Here is a 13,462-nt window from a genome sequence, read left to right as displayed (position 1 = left end):
GGAGAAGGGGGGCGTCATCACGGCCGATTACGCTTCGCTAATCGACCCTACTTGCTGATCCTGCTGCAACTGGCCTGGCTTGGCTGGCTGCTGACCTTCCCCGTGGCGCTCGATTCCGACGATGCCCTCAACTTTGCCCACGGGGTGGTGCGCTTCAGCGTGCTGGAGTTCTCTCCCCACTTTCCAGGCTACCCCGCCTTTATCTGGCTGGCGCGGCTGATCAATCTGGCGGTGGACGAGCCGGCCCGCGCGGTGCAGGGGGCCAGCCTCTTGGGGAGCAGCTTGCTGGCGCCGCTCGCCGCCTCCCTCGCGGCCAGATTGTGGCAGCGGCCCAGCCTGCTGGTGCCGGTCTGGCTGCTGGTGCTGGCCCTGCCGCTCACCCCGACGCTCGCCCTCTCCGGCCTGTCCGACGGGCCGGCGCTGGCCGCCTGGCTGGGCGCGCTCCTGGCTTTGCAACAGCGCAAGATAGCGCTGGCGGGTCTGCTGTTGGGCCTTATGCTGGCGCTGCGTCCCTCCTACTTCGTGCTGGCCCTGCTGCCCCTTTGGCTGGGGATGGCGCAGCAGGGCACGCGCGTCAGGTTTGTGCTCCCCATCGCGCTGGTGGGGCTAGCCTGCCTGCTGTTTGTCTGGCAGGCCGATGGCTGGGCCTATTTCAGCGAGGGGCGGCGCTTTACCGACGGCCACTTTACCCTGTGGGGCAACACGGCGGCAGCCCACGGGTATCGACTGCTGAGCTGGGCGAATACCTTCAACGATCAGCTCACCCCGCTCTGGCCCCTCTTGATGGGGGCCTTGCTGGTACTGCCACTCTGGCTACGGTCAAAGGATCACAATCCAGCCCCCTCCGTGCTCTGGCCCCTCTACTGGCTCGTTCTGCTGCTCTGGACCCTGGTTGGCCAGAATCCGGACAATCCCCGTCATCTGGCGCCCATCACCCTGCTCGGCCTCGTGCTGCTGGCAGGCTGGCTGCCACACCGAGGAGTTGGGCTGGTCGCGTTGGCCGGATTGCTGCTGCTCGCGGTGACCTTCACCCCACCTCGCCCATCCGCCATGGTGCAGGCGGCCAGAGTCGCCGAAAAAAACTGCCCGGCGCTGGTGACCCAGTGGGGAGTGAGGCTGCTTAGGGAAACCACAACCCTGCCCGTCACCGACGGCTGGTACCGGGGGGATGCCGCCCTTGCGCTCACCCAGGGGGCCTGCCGCCTCAGCCGCCGCCCCCTGGGGGCAGAGGCGCTACCAGGCCCTTATGACACCCTCTGGTTTTCCCCCCGCTTTCACGCCGAACCCGGCCTCTGGCTCGCCCTGCCCCGCTGAACCGGGCGCTTGCGAGGGCATCGCACGACTCGTCTACACTCACAGCCGGGTCTGTCAGGAACCAGTGCAATGGAAAGAAACACGAGCGGAACCGGGGAGGGGATCCGGGTCGCGCTGGCCCTGTTGCTGGCCTGCGCCCTGCTGATGCTGCCGCTCTGGTGGCAGGGGGGCAGCCAGGGGCACGATCTGTTCCACCACCTGCTATCCGGCCACTACTTTGCCCGCCAGCTCTGGCAGGGCGAGCTCTATCCCCGCTGGCTGATGGCCATGAACGGCGGCTTCGGCAGCCCCACCTTCTTCTTCTATCCCCCGCTCCCCTACTACGTCAGCGCCCTCTTTGCCGGGCCCGGTGCCCACCCCCAGCAGGCCATCTACCCTTTACTTGGCAGCGCCACACTGGCCCTGCTGCTCTCCGGGGTGTTTGCCTATCTGTGGCTGCGTGCCACCACGCCCCCTGGCCGGGCCCTGGCCGCCAGCCTGCTCTATCTGGCGCTGCCCTATCATGTCGCCATGGATCTCTATGCCCGCTTCGCCCTGGCGGAGTTCTGGGCCTTCGCCTGGGCTCCCCTTATCCTGCTGGGGCAGGATCTCGCCCACCGCGGACGACCTCAGGGGTTGCCCCTGCTGATCCTGGGGCTGGCGCTGCTGGCCTTCTCCCACCTCCCCAGCCTCTTGCTCATGATGGGGCTGGTCACCTTGCGCGCCTTCTGGTTCGCCAGACGCACCCGCACTCTGACGCCCTGCTGGCAAGCCCTCGGCGCCCAGGGTGTGGGGCTTTGCATGGCAGCCGCCCTGCTGCTGCCCGCCCTGGCGGATCAGGGGGCCATCTCCATGGAGCTGATGCGCGGCGGCATGTTCGACTACAGGCGCAACTTTCTCGACCGCCTGCCCAGCGCCTGGGAGGACTGGCGTTTTCGCGGTCACCTGGCGTGGCAGAGCATGCTGACCCTGGTCCTGCTGCTCATCGCCTGGGCCGCCGCCCGGGAGCCGCGCCACCCCGAGCTGCTGTGCTGGGGGGCGATCGGCGTCGTCGCCTTCCTGATGATGCTGCCCCCGAGCCAGCCTCTCTGGAGCCTGCTTCCCCCCTTGCAGCGGGTGCAGTTTCCCTGGCGGCTCAACCTGGTGCTCGCCCTTGCCACGGTCGCCGTGGTGGCGCTCGGCACCCAGCCCCATCGTCTCTGGCAGGGGCTCTGGTGGGGAGTATTTCTGCTGACCCTCCTCTCCACCCTGGCCTATGTACGTCACGCCCCCCTCACCCAGGCCCCCGAACGAGAGGCCATGGCATTCGAGTTCGACAGCAAGCGCAGTGCCCGGGAATACAGGCCAAGGCAGGTGCCGGGGGGCATGTTCGCCCCGACCCTGCTCGCCTGGAAGGAGGAGTTCCAGCCGCCTGTCAGCGCCGAACCGCCAGGCGCGAGCTGGAGCCTGACCCGCTGGCAACCCCGCGCCCTGGCGCTGGAGGTCAAGGCCCGGGTGCCGACCCGGCTGGTCCTGCACCAATACCATTACCCCGGCTGGGAGGCCCGCCTCGACGGGCACCTGGCGCTGACGGTGAGCGCCAATCGCCAGGGGTTGATGCAACTCTGGGTTCCGGCGGGCCACCACAGCCTCACCCTGACCCTGGCGGCGCGCTGGCCGGAGCGCACCGGCAATGCCCTCTCCCTGCTCGGATGGCTTGCCTGGCTCTGGCTGCTCTGGCGCCACACCAGACAAAAGGGCATCGGGCAGGATGCACCTGATCGCGCCCGCCAAAACTGATAGACTCAACACCTGCCTCTTAACCCGGCCCAGCCCACGACTCGGATACCCTATGCCCCAAGCCAGCTCCCTCTCCCCCCGTTTCCTCTTCATCCTGCTCGGCGCCCTGGCGGGCCTGACTCCGCTCGCGGTGGACATGTATCTGCCCGCCATTCCCGCCATCGCCCGGGATCTGGCTACCAGCATCGACGGCGCCCAGCTCACCATCAGCGCCTTCCTGGGGGGCTTTGCCATCGGCCAGCTCTTTTACGGGCCGCTCGCCGACAGCTTCGGCAGAAAGCCGGTGATCCTGGCGGGCCTGACGATGTTTGCCGTGGCCTCCGTGGGCTGCGCCATGGCGGACTCCCTGCCTGAGCTCCTCGCCTGGCGCATGTTGCAGGCAGCTGGCGGGGCGGCTGGCTCGGTGGTGGTCAACGCCCTGCTGCGAGACCTGTTCGAGAAGGATGCGTTTTCCCGCGCCATGTCCTTCGTCATCCTGGTGATGACCCTCGCCCCCCTGGTGGCCCCCGTGGTGGGGGGGTACATCAGTGCTCACAGCGACTGGCGGGTCATCTTCTGGCTGCTGGTGGCCATCAGCCTGCTCATCTGCCTGGTGATGCAGTGGAAGATTGAGGAAACCCTCAAACCCGAGCACAAGCAGCCCCTGCGACTCGGGCAGGTGCTTCGCAACTACTGGGGGGTGCTCTCCCACCGTGGTGCCATGGGCTATGTGCTGTGCGGCGCCCTGTCGAGCTCCGGCATGTTCGCCTTCCTGAGCGCATCCCCCTATGTCTACATCGAGTATTTCAAGGTGCCGACCGAGCACTACGGCTGGCTTTTTGGCCTCAATATCCTGCTGATGATGGTGGTCACCTTCGCCAACAGCCGGCTGGTGAAAGGGGTGGGTGCCGAGCGCATGCTGCGATACGGCCTGACCGTGCTGCCGCTCGCCGGGGCCCTGCTCATCTACAACGCCTGGAGCCAGACCGGGGGCCTGTGGGGCATCGTCATCCCCGTCGTGCTCTTCGTCGGCCACATCAGCCTGGTGGGGGCCAACGCCATGACCGGCCTGATGGGCCACTTCCCCCAGTCCGCAGGCACCGCCTCGGCGCTGGCGGGTACCCTGCGCTTTGGCCTTGGGGCCCTGGTGGGGGTACTGGTCAACCTCAATCCCCCCGAATCGCCGCTCCCCATGGCCATCGCCATCGCCGGTTGCGGCCTGGGGTCGGCCCTCAGTTACTGGCTGCTGAGCGGCAAGCGCGTCCCCTGATGCCTTGCAATGAAAAAGCCCTGTCCATGGACAGGGCTTTTTGCATCGGGGCGCAGGCCTCAGTCATCGGTCTGCAACCCGCTGCGCGCCAGGATCTCGCTCTCCAGCCCATCCAGGCTTAGCTGGTTCTTCTTGCGCCAGTAGGCCTCTATCCCCTCCTGCCCCTGGCGTGCCGACCAGTTGGCGAGATCCTCCCTGTCTCCCTGATAGTCAAACAGGGGCACCGACATGCCGCACGACGTCTGGACCCGTTCAATGTCCAGCAGGAAGATCTGGCGAGCCGCGACGCTTGGGGGGAACAGCGCCAGCAACGACGGCCACTACGGATCAGTGCGGTGCAGCACCCGTGCCTGGCCATAGGCCCGCAGAATAAGCGGCGCCCCCTCGAAGGCGCAAAACATCACCGTCATGCGCGGCTGTTGCAGCACCTGGGCCGCGGACTCGTTGCCGCTGCCGGTCAGGTTGAGCCAGGCCAGGGTGTGGGCATCGAGGACGCGCAGTGAATCCCCGCCCTTGGGGGAGAGATTGACCGATCCCTTCGCGGCCGCCGTACCGACGAAGAAGATCTTCTGCCCCTCGATAAAGGTGACATGGCGCGGCAAAAGCGCCTCGAACAGTTGTCCCATCCTGCCTCTCCCTGGTGCCTGGCACCGGGTTGCCTAAAACAGGGCGCTGTTGAGCCACAGGTGCGCCCCTATGCCGACCATATAACCAAGCAAAATGGCAGGCAACCACTTGAGGTGCCCGACGAAGGTATACATGCCCCTGGCCTGGCCCATCAGGGCCACCCCGGCGGCGGAGCCGACCGAAAGCAGACTGCCCCCCACCCCGGTGGTCAATGTCACCAGCAGCCACTGCCCCGTGCTCATCTGCGGCTCCATGGAGAGCACGGCGAACATCACCGGAATGTTGTCGATCAGGGCGGAGAGCAGGCCGATGGTGACGTTGGCCAGGGTCGGATCGCCACCGTCATAGAGGAAATGGGATGCAAGCGCCAGATACCCCATAAACCCGAGGCCGCCGACGCACATCACCACCCCGTAGAAGAAGAGCAGGGTGTCCCACTCCGCCTTGGCAATCTTGTTGAACACATCGAACGGCACCACCGAGCCCTGACGCAGCAGCCTGGCCTCGTCCCCGGTGCGCTCATACAGCGCCCGTGCCCGGGCCAAGGTAACGGGCTGGGTCTTTCGCAGATAGAAACTGAAAAATTGCAGGTAGCCCAGCCCCATCATCATGCCGAGCACGGGGGGCAGCCCCAGGAAATGATGGCAGGCGACGGCGGTCACTATGGTGAGCACAAAGAGCAGCACGATGACAACGGCGCCGCGCCTTGGCACCACCATCTCGCCCGGCATGGCGGGCACCAGACGGGGCACCATCAGGCTCATCAGGGTGGCCGGCACCAGGAAGTTGAGCAGGGCGGGGATGAAGAGCAGCAAGAACTGCTGGAACGGCACCTTGCCCGCCTGCCACACCATCAGGGTGGTGATGTCGCCAAAGGGGCTGAAGGCGCCGCCCGCATTGGCCGCCACGACGATGTTGATGCAGGCCAGGTTGATGAAGCGGCGCTCCCCGTTGGCCACGTTGAGCACCACTGAACACATCAGCAGCGCCGTGGTGAGGTTGTCCACCACGGGGGAGATGAAAAAGGCGAGAAAACCGGTGAGCCAGAAGAGCGTACGCAGGCTGAAGCCCGCTTGCACCAGGCGTACCCGCAGCACGGCGAACAGCAGTCTGTCCTCCATGGCGTTCACATAGGTCATGGCCACCAGCAAGAAGAGCATCAGCTCGGCATACTCCAGCAGGTTGTGGCGAAAACCAGCCTGAACCAGCTCGCTGTGCCCCTGCCCCGTATAGACCAGGCCGATGGCTATCCAGATGATGCCGGCGGCCACCAGCACCGGCTTGGACTTGCGCAGCTTCAGGTACTCCTCGGCCATCACCAGGGCATAAGCCAGGGCGAAGATGGCGAGGGCGAAGAGCCCGACCCCGCTGTGGGTCAGATCGAGGGGGCCGTTGCCCGCAGCGGCGGGGGCACTGAGCAGGGCCGCCCCGGGCACGAGGCGAAGGAGTCCAGACATGGCGGCATCTCCTGGCAGGCGTCTGGCATTGAGGCTAGCAGCCCAAAGGGAAGCCGCCCTCCTTGTCATCCTGATGAGCGGCCCGCCGCGGGCACTCAGGCAAACATGAGCGAGGCCCGTTGCCAGGCCCCGTCATCAGGAGGTCTTCTTGCCAAAACCCGATTGCTTGAGGGTGTAGCCTGCGCTGTTTTGCCAGGCATCCAGCCCGCTTCGGTTGTTGCCCGCCACCAGGCTCGCGGCCAGGCTCGGGCTGTTGAACAGCTGATCAGCGGTAAAGATGAAGCCCCCTTCGGGGTGGGGAACGAGCACCCCCTTGCCCAGCAGCTCCTGGCGCAGCTCGATCACCGCCTCGCGCAGGGAGGCCGCATCCTCGCCGTTGGCGGTGGAGCCCGCCTGGACCATGAAACCGGGGTTCTGCCGCTTGCCCACCGGATAACCATGGGCCTCTGCCCCCTTGCCGTTGAAGTGGTAGAGCTCGCGCTCCCCCGGCTTGTTGTCGGAGAGGGCCTTTTGCAGGGTCATCAGCTCGTTGTAGATATCGATGGGGACCACGGCAGCCTGCTTGACGCCCTTGCTGTCGACGATAAAACTGACTTGCTTGTGTAACATCCTTGCTCATCCTGTGACCCATGGAAGGCCCTATTCTAACCACCTCAGGCGAGCGGGATCCAGCGAGGATCCCCATCCCTTTTGCAGGCGCGATCACTAACTGGCATAGTGACGGACATTGTGAAAGCCATTGACCATCAAACGGTTATCCCATGCTTAGCCTGCGCAACCTCAGTAAACGCTTCGCCAACGGCGGCGAGACGCTCCCCCTGTTTGAGGGGCTGGATCTCGCCCTCACCCCGGGGGAAACCTGCCTGCTGCTGGGGCAAAGCGGCTGTGGCAAGTCCACCCTGCTCAACCTCATCGCCGGTCTCATCGCCCCGGACGAGGGGGAGATCTGGCTGGAAGAGACCCGCCTCGACACCCTGCCGACAGACGAGCGGGCCCGCCTGCGTGGCCGCCATTTCGGCATCGTCTATCAGGATTTCAACCTGCTGCCGACCCTGACCGTGGCCGAGAACCTCGCCCTGCCCCTTCAGATAAACAACCTGCCCCAGGACGATGGGCGCCTCGATGCCCTGCTCGCGCGCCTTGGCATGAGCCACAAACGCCACGCCTGGCCGGAACAGCTCTCCGGCGGCCAGCGCCAGCGGGTGGCGCTGGCCCGCGCCCTCATTCATCAGCCCCGTTGGCTGCTCGCCGACGAACCCACCGGGAGTCTTGATGAACACAACGCCGAGCAGGTGATGGCCCTGATGATGGCGGCGGTGCGCGATACCGGCGCCGGTCTCTTGCTGGTGAGCCACAACCCGGGCTATGGCGACCTGGCGGATCGGGTGCTGCGCCTTGAAGGGGGGCAGCTGGTCGAGCTCAAGGGGCGCCGCCATGGCTGACGTCTGCCGGGGGGCCTGCTGATGTTGCCGCTCAAGGCGCTGCTGCGCCTCTATCGCGCTCACCCCTGGTTGCTCTTGATGAGCCTGGCCGGGCTCACCCTCGGGGTCACCCTGGTGGTGGCCATCGAGCTCTTGAACCACAGCGCCCGCACCAACTTCGTCGCCGCCCGCAGCCAGCTCGCCGGGGAGGCCAACTACCGCCTGGCCCCCCAGGGTGGCCTGGATGAGCAAGTCTACGTGAGGCTGGTGCGAAGCCAGCCGAACCTTGACGCCATGCCAGAGCTTCACGCCTGGCTCAAGGACGAGCAGGGGCGCAGCTTCCAGTTGCTGGGGATGGATCTCTTCAACCCCGGCCCCCTGCGCCGCCTCTTTGGCGATGCGCCAGACAGCCAACCCGATGTCTCGTTGAATCGCGCCGACAGCGTCTGGCTGGCCGCCCCCGAGGCGAGGCGCCTTGACTGGCAACCGGGCCAGTCGCGAACCTTTGTGCTGGGGGATGAGGGGCAACGCCCCCTGACCCTGACCCTGGCGGGCACCTTCGAGCCCGGCGCCGTCCCCATGGAGCGGCTGCTGGTGACCGACATCGGCCTTGCACAGCCGCTGCTTGGCAAGGCTGGCAGACTGGATCGCATCGTCTTCAAACTCAGCGAGCAAGAGGCCAATACCTTGCAAAGAGCCTTGCAGGCGGCCCTGCAATCCTATGCCCCCCATCAGCCCCTCTGGCTTGAGCCCATCAGCCCGGCGCTCGATGCCAGCCAGCTCGGGGACGCGCTGGCCCTGAACCTCACCGCCCTCTCCCTGCTCGCCATGGCGGTGGGATTGTTTTTGGTGTTCAACGCCCAGCGCTTCGTGCAGAGCGTGCGCCGCCCCCTGCTCGCCCAGCTCATCATCCTCGGGATGCCGCCGCGCCGGGTGCTGCGCTGGCTGACTCTGGAGATCCTGATCCTCGCCACCCTCGGCACCCTGCTCGGGCTGCTGCTGGGGAGCCTGCTGGCCCTCGCCCTGATGGGGCAGCTCACCCAGGCGCTGGCCGACCTTTATGGCCCCAACCCCATCGACCTGCTGCGCCTCTCCCCGACGAGCCTTGGCAAGGCGCTGGTGATTGGCCTTCTGGGGATGCTTGCCGCCAACCTGCCCGGCTGGTGGCAACTGCTGCGCCAATCCCCCCTTGAGCTGCGAGAGGGCAACAGTCGCCCGCCGGCTCATCCCTGGCAACGCCGGGGCCTTGCCATTGCCATCCTGCTGCTGTGCGCCCTGTTTCTGTGGCAGCCCTACACTGGCCTTGGCGGCGCCCTCTTCGTGGCCGGGGGCTGGCTGCTCGCCATGGCCCTCGTCCTGCCCGATGCCCTGCGCGCTCTGCTAAGGCGACTGCGTGGGCGCGGCCCCCTCACCGCCCGGCTCGGGGTAGCCGAGACCCAATACCATCTGGATCGCACCGCCATCGCCGTGATGGCGCTGCAACTCGCCATCGCCGCGGCCATCGGCATCGGGGTCATGGTGTCGAGCTTTCGCTCAAGCGTGGAGATCTGGCTCGGCCAGCGCCTCGCCGCCGATCTCTACGTCACCGCCCCCAAGGGGGTGGCCGGCAGCAAGGGCGCGCTGAGCGAGCAGACCCTCGACACCATCCTCGCCGCCCCAGAGGTGAGCGCCGCCTCCCGCCGCGCCGTGCTCCCCGCCCGCTGGCAGGGCCATCTCATCGAGTGGGCGCAGATGGACTTTATTCCCGAGCTCAAAGCCGCCTATCCCCTGCTGGCCGGGCGCTGGCCCGCCACCCCCGACGAGGTGCTGGCCAGCGAACCGCTCACGGTGCGCCTCGGGGTTAGGGTGGGCCAGCGCCTCGAGGTAACCAGCGAAGGGGGGCCGAGAGCCTTCACCGTCACCGGCGTCTATCAGGATTACGGCAGTGACAAGGGGCAGATACTGCATGCCTTCGAAGGGGGCAAGGTGCAATCCCTTGCCCTCTTCAGCCCGGACCCCGAGCACCTTGGCGACAGGCTCAGGAGCAAGTTTGGCGAGCGGGTGAACCTCTTGCCCGCCCCCGCCATCCATGCAGCGGCGCTCAGGGTGTTCGACCAGACCTTCGTGGTGACCGAGCTGCTGAAACTGCTGATCCTCGGCATCGCCTTCGTCGGCATCGGCTCGGCTTTCATGGTGCTGGGGCTGGCCCGGCGCGGCGAGTTGCAGACCCTGCAGAGCCTTGGCTTGAGCCCCCGCCACTGCCGCCGGTTGCTGGTGTGGCAGGGGGCGGGTCTGGGACTGCTCACCGCGCTCCTGGCCCTGCCGGTGGGCTATGGCCTCGCCTGGGTGCTGATCGAGGTGGTCAACCCCCGCGCCTTCGGCTGGCGCCTCGCCTTCGAGGCCGCCCCCTTGCACGCCGTCACGGCGCTCCTGTTCGCCCCCGTCTGTGGCGCGCTCGCCTCCTGGTATGCCGCAAGGAGAGTGGTATGAAAGATTGGTTGGCGCACTGGCTCAGCCATGGCTTGACGTTCCCATTGACCAGATCTCTGTCACCGCCCCTGATTCAGCGCAGAGAAGCGCACAGAGCTGCCGCGAACCATCCCCTCTCCCTTCGGGAGAGGGCCAGGGTGAGGGGAATCTTGTCCTCTTTACGGACCCTGTGGCTTGCAGCCCGCTTGATCCCGCTTGTTGCCATAAGCGGCCACGCGCAGGCCAGCGATCTGGGGAGCATCCTGGGTGGCGGTAGCGATCACTTCAAAAAGGCCCTGCCGGGTCAGTCCATCCGCCTACCCGCGGATCACGCTGCCCACCCCGACTACCGCTCCGAGTGGTGGTATCTCACTGGCAACCTGAAAGACGAGCAAGGGCGCGGCTACGGCATGCAGTGGACCCTGTTTCGCCAAGGCATCGAGCAGGGGATCACTTCAGAGAACCCCTGGCTCACGCCTCAGCTCTGGCTGGCCCAGTTCGCCATCACGGATGTGAGCAAAGGCAGCCACCAGCAGGACGAGCGCACCAGCCGCCAGGGGCCGGGGCTCGCCGGTGCCAGCGGCGGTCAGTATTGGCTGAAAGAGTGGGTGTTAGCCTCTCAGGGCGAAGCGCTTTTTCCCGCCACCCTCAAGGTGCAGAGCAAGGCGGGGGATCTTGATGTGAAGGTGAGCGCCGCCAAGCCCGCGGTGCTGCAAGGCAAAGCGGGTTACAGCGAGAAGAGCCCGGGCAACGCCTCCTTCTACTACTCCTACCCGCGCCTGACCATCAGCGGCACCCTGACCCTGGATGGGGAGACCCGCAACGTCAGCGGTGAGGGGTGGTTTGATCACGAGTGGAGCAGCTCGGTATTGGCCCAGTGGCAATCGGGCTGGGACTGGTTTTCGCTGCAGTTTGAAGATGGCCGCGAGCTGATGCTGTTTCGCCTGCGCACCAAATCAGGACGTACTGAGCCAGAAAACCGCTACGGCATCCTGATTGAACGGGACGGCAGCAGCCGGGTACTGAGCCCTGAGCAGATCCGCCTCACCCCCGGCAAGACCTGGCGCGGCCCCAAGGGGCAAGCCTACCCCATCGAGTGGCAGCTGGCAGCCGCCGATTTGAACCTGACGATCCGTGCCCGCCAAGCCAATCAGGCCATGACGGGACGCTTTGACTACTGGGAGGGGGCGGTATCCGTCTCGGGAGATGCCAAGGGCGTCGGTTATCTGGAGATGACGGGGTATTGAGCCAACTGCGTGCTCTGTTTGTTCACTTTCCCTGCTTTATCTCTGTGGGGCCACCCAGTCCTAAATTACCGTATCTGCGATTCGGTTGTTTGGCGGGTCTGGAGCGCCATATCCATAAACCCTACTACAAACCGCCTGCCTTCCCCGATTTCTGATCTCCATCAAAAATACGTGCCAAATCTCTCCCCCAGTAAAACGTTTCACTCAACAAGTTGAGTTGCGCTTGGTAACCTACTCATCCGGCCCTCAGAGATTCAAAGACAGCCAGGGAGTGGTAATGGTTCAGCCCTATGCCATAAGGCTAACATCAGCACACAGGGAGCTGTAACCCCGTGCGGTAGCTATCCATTAATAAATGTCTAGATTACTAAACATCACGCCTAAATAATGTCTACCTCTCCTGACAACTCTCAGCACAGACCCATAAATATGACTAAGATACCTAAAAGAGACTTTGTTTTTCGAAAACATATGTCAATTGGCGAAGTTGATGCTGAAAATGACTCGCTATTTTTACATGATTGTTTTTTTGACACAGGTGACTATGATGTTTTGGAAGATACATACTCTTCACAATGCATTGTTTTAGGTCGAACAGGCTCAGGCAAGAGTGCATTACTTGAGAAATTAGAAAGCTCTAATGAGCGAGTCATTAGAACAGGGCTGACGCATCAGTGTTTATACTTTGAACAACCCCATACATTCGAACAAATATTGTTCATTCAGACAGCAGAGCCTGCGCTTGTTGGCCATGCTTAGATTACGTGATTTGTTTTGCTTCAGCATGTTCAGTATCCACTGCCTGATGACCGCTAAGTTTTCCCCAGCGAAGCCCGCTCTGGCCTGAAGTTGATCCTCTCCGAACGCAATATCTAAAGTCCAGTGCAGCAGATTTTCTACCGACCAGTGCGCTCGGGTTGCCTTCAGCGCTGAGGTGGCATCCAACGCTCGGCTACTTATATAAAATCTCACGAAATCATAGCCTTTGCCATTTTCAATTCGCTCAGCCTGCACGGCTATGATCGTCTTCGCTTTCCACTGCTGGCAAACTGGCATGCTTTCATCAACCACCAGAACCCAACAACGTCGATGCTCTTTTCGCCCATGTTCTGAGTCAAATTGTTCAGTAAAGCCGTGCCCCGAAACATCGCTTTCATTCTTATCCCAATACGCTTGGAACTGTTCTTTTACTTCAGTATTGAGGCTAGGTTGGTTGTCTTTCACCGCAAGCAGGTAATCCCCCGACTTCTTGAGGATGGTGTCAGCAATTTTGACCTGTGTACCCATTGCATCAATACTGACCAAACACCCTTTTAATTCAAGAAGTTGGAGTAGCTCAGGTATTGCCGTGATCTCGTTAGATTTGTCAGCGACTTTTTGCTGGCCAACACACATTCCCAGCTCAGTTGACCAGACATTGACCATATGAACAACGTTGGCTCCTCGCCCTTTAGCGGTAGCACGAAGAGCTTTACCATCAACCGCTAGTTGGCCAACCAGTTTTTCATCGCCCATGATGTCGCCGATCCACGCTTGAAAAATGGATTTCAGACTGGCGGGAGGCAGAGTGGCAAAGATGCGGTTGAATGTATCGTGTGATGGAATGCCGCCAGGCAAGCGCAGCCAGCGCCGGAACCATGGCTCTCGCTCTTGAGCAAACAAGGTAATCTCGCTCCAAGTATCAAAACCGCACATCATGGCGCAAATGGCCATGAAAACAACCTCTGACAAGATATGTGAGCACTTGGCCTGATTGCGTGGGTCTGGGATTGATTCAAGGTAGTCGAGCAAAGACTTCTGGGCCATAATAATAAACAGTTGGTTAAGATCTCGACTATTTACAGCTTGGCAACGCAAGGTACAATTAAAATCGTACTTGGAGCCGTTCAACTGATCGAGACTTGATCAACTTGTGCAGAGAATGATCATGCGTCGGCCCTG

Annotated in this window: 9 protein-coding genes and 1 pseudogene; 6 read left to right on the top strand and 4 right to left on the bottom strand. The window is 63.4% G+C overall.

Translation table 11 applies throughout. From position 1 onward, the window contains the following. The first annotated feature begins 51 nt into the window (after positions 1–51). The 3 genes from AB5Y64_RS16230 (at position 52) to AB5Y64_RS16220 (ending at position 4,321) form a co-directional block, all read left to right on the top strand. On the top strand, positions 52–1,314 hold the full coding sequence (locus AB5Y64_RS16230; RefSeq protein WP_268451658.1) for a hypothetical protein: 1,263 nt from the start codon (positions 52–54) through the stop codon (positions 1,312–1,314). A 69-nt stretch (positions 1,315–1,383) separates the two neighbouring features. Further along, positions 1,384–3,072: a 6-pyruvoyl-tetrahydropterin synthase-related protein gene (locus AB5Y64_RS16225; RefSeq protein WP_319874222.1), complete on the top strand. Its 1,689-nt coding sequence runs from the start codon at positions 1,384–1,386 to the stop codon at positions 3,070–3,072. Between the two features lie 52 nt (positions 3,073–3,124). Then, positions 3,125–4,321, top strand: coding sequence for a Bcr/CflA family multidrug efflux MFS transporter (locus tag AB5Y64_RS16220; protein ID WP_010674385.1), 1,197 nt, complete (start codon positions 3,125–3,127; stop codon positions 4,319–4,321). Positions 4,322–4,380: 59 nt separating this feature from the next. On the opposite strand, the pseudogene AB5Y64_RS16215 reads toward AB5Y64_RS16220, so the two are convergent. The 3 genes and pseudogenes from AB5Y64_RS16215 to AB5Y64_RS16205 form a co-directional block, all read right to left on the bottom strand. After that, a pseudogene (locus AB5Y64_RS16215) lies at positions 4,381–4,947 on the bottom strand (pyridoxamine 5'-phosphate oxidase family protein). Between the two features lie 33 nt (positions 4,948–4,980). Then, positions 4,981–6,405 (bottom strand): sodium:proton antiporter NhaD, encoded by a 1,425-nt coding sequence (nhaD, locus tag AB5Y64_RS16210; protein WP_043155607.1) that lies wholly within the window; start codon positions 6,403–6,405, stop codon positions 4,981–4,983. Positions 6,406–6,540: 135 nt separating this feature from the next. Beyond that, positions 6,541–7,014, bottom strand: coding sequence for a DUF4357 domain-containing protein (locus AB5Y64_RS16205; protein ID WP_010674381.1), 474 nt, complete (start codon positions 7,012–7,014; stop codon positions 6,541–6,543). 152 nt (positions 7,015–7,166) lie between these two features. Between AB5Y64_RS16205 and AB5Y64_RS16200 the strand changes: the two genes are divergently transcribed. The 3 genes from AB5Y64_RS16200 to AB5Y64_RS16190 all read left to right on the top strand — a co-directional run bounded on the left by AB5Y64_RS16200 (position 7,167) and on the right by AB5Y64_RS16190 (position 11,521). Then, on the top strand, positions 7,167–7,847 hold the full coding sequence (locus tag AB5Y64_RS16200) for an ABC transporter ATP-binding protein (RefSeq protein WP_041215391.1): 681 nt from the start codon (positions 7,167–7,169) through the stop codon (positions 7,845–7,847). 21 nt (positions 7,848–7,868) lie between these two features. Further along, positions 7,869–10,295, top strand: a complete 2,427-nt coding sequence (locus AB5Y64_RS16195; protein ID WP_368204226.1) for an FtsX-like permease family protein — start codon at positions 7,869–7,871, stop codon at positions 10,293–10,295. Positions 10,296–10,480: 185 nt separating this feature from the next. Further along, a complete protein-coding gene (locus AB5Y64_RS16190; protein WP_368204233.1) occupies positions 10,481–11,521 on the top strand; it encodes a lipocalin-like domain-containing protein in 1,041 nt (346 codons plus the stop codon). Between the two features lie 678 nt (positions 11,522–12,199). Here AB5Y64_RS16190 and AB5Y64_RS16185 read toward each other — a convergent pair. Next, the gene (locus tag AB5Y64_RS16185; RefSeq protein ID WP_053288160.1) at positions 12,200–13,327 is read right to left on the bottom strand and encodes an ISAs1-like element ISKpn9 family transposase; all 1,128 of its coding nucleotides are present in this window, start codon (positions 13,325–13,327) and stop codon (positions 12,200–12,202) included. Positions 13,328–13,462 lie beyond the last annotated feature (135 nt).

This window comes from Aeromonas sp. R5-1, assembly GCF_040908265.1.
Taxonomy (GTDB): Bacteria; Pseudomonadota; Gammaproteobacteria; order Enterobacterales; family Aeromonadaceae; genus Aeromonas; species Aeromonas caviae.
The sequence above is the reverse complement of the archived record's forward strand: the minus strand, read 5'-3'. Positions and strand labels throughout refer to the sequence as shown.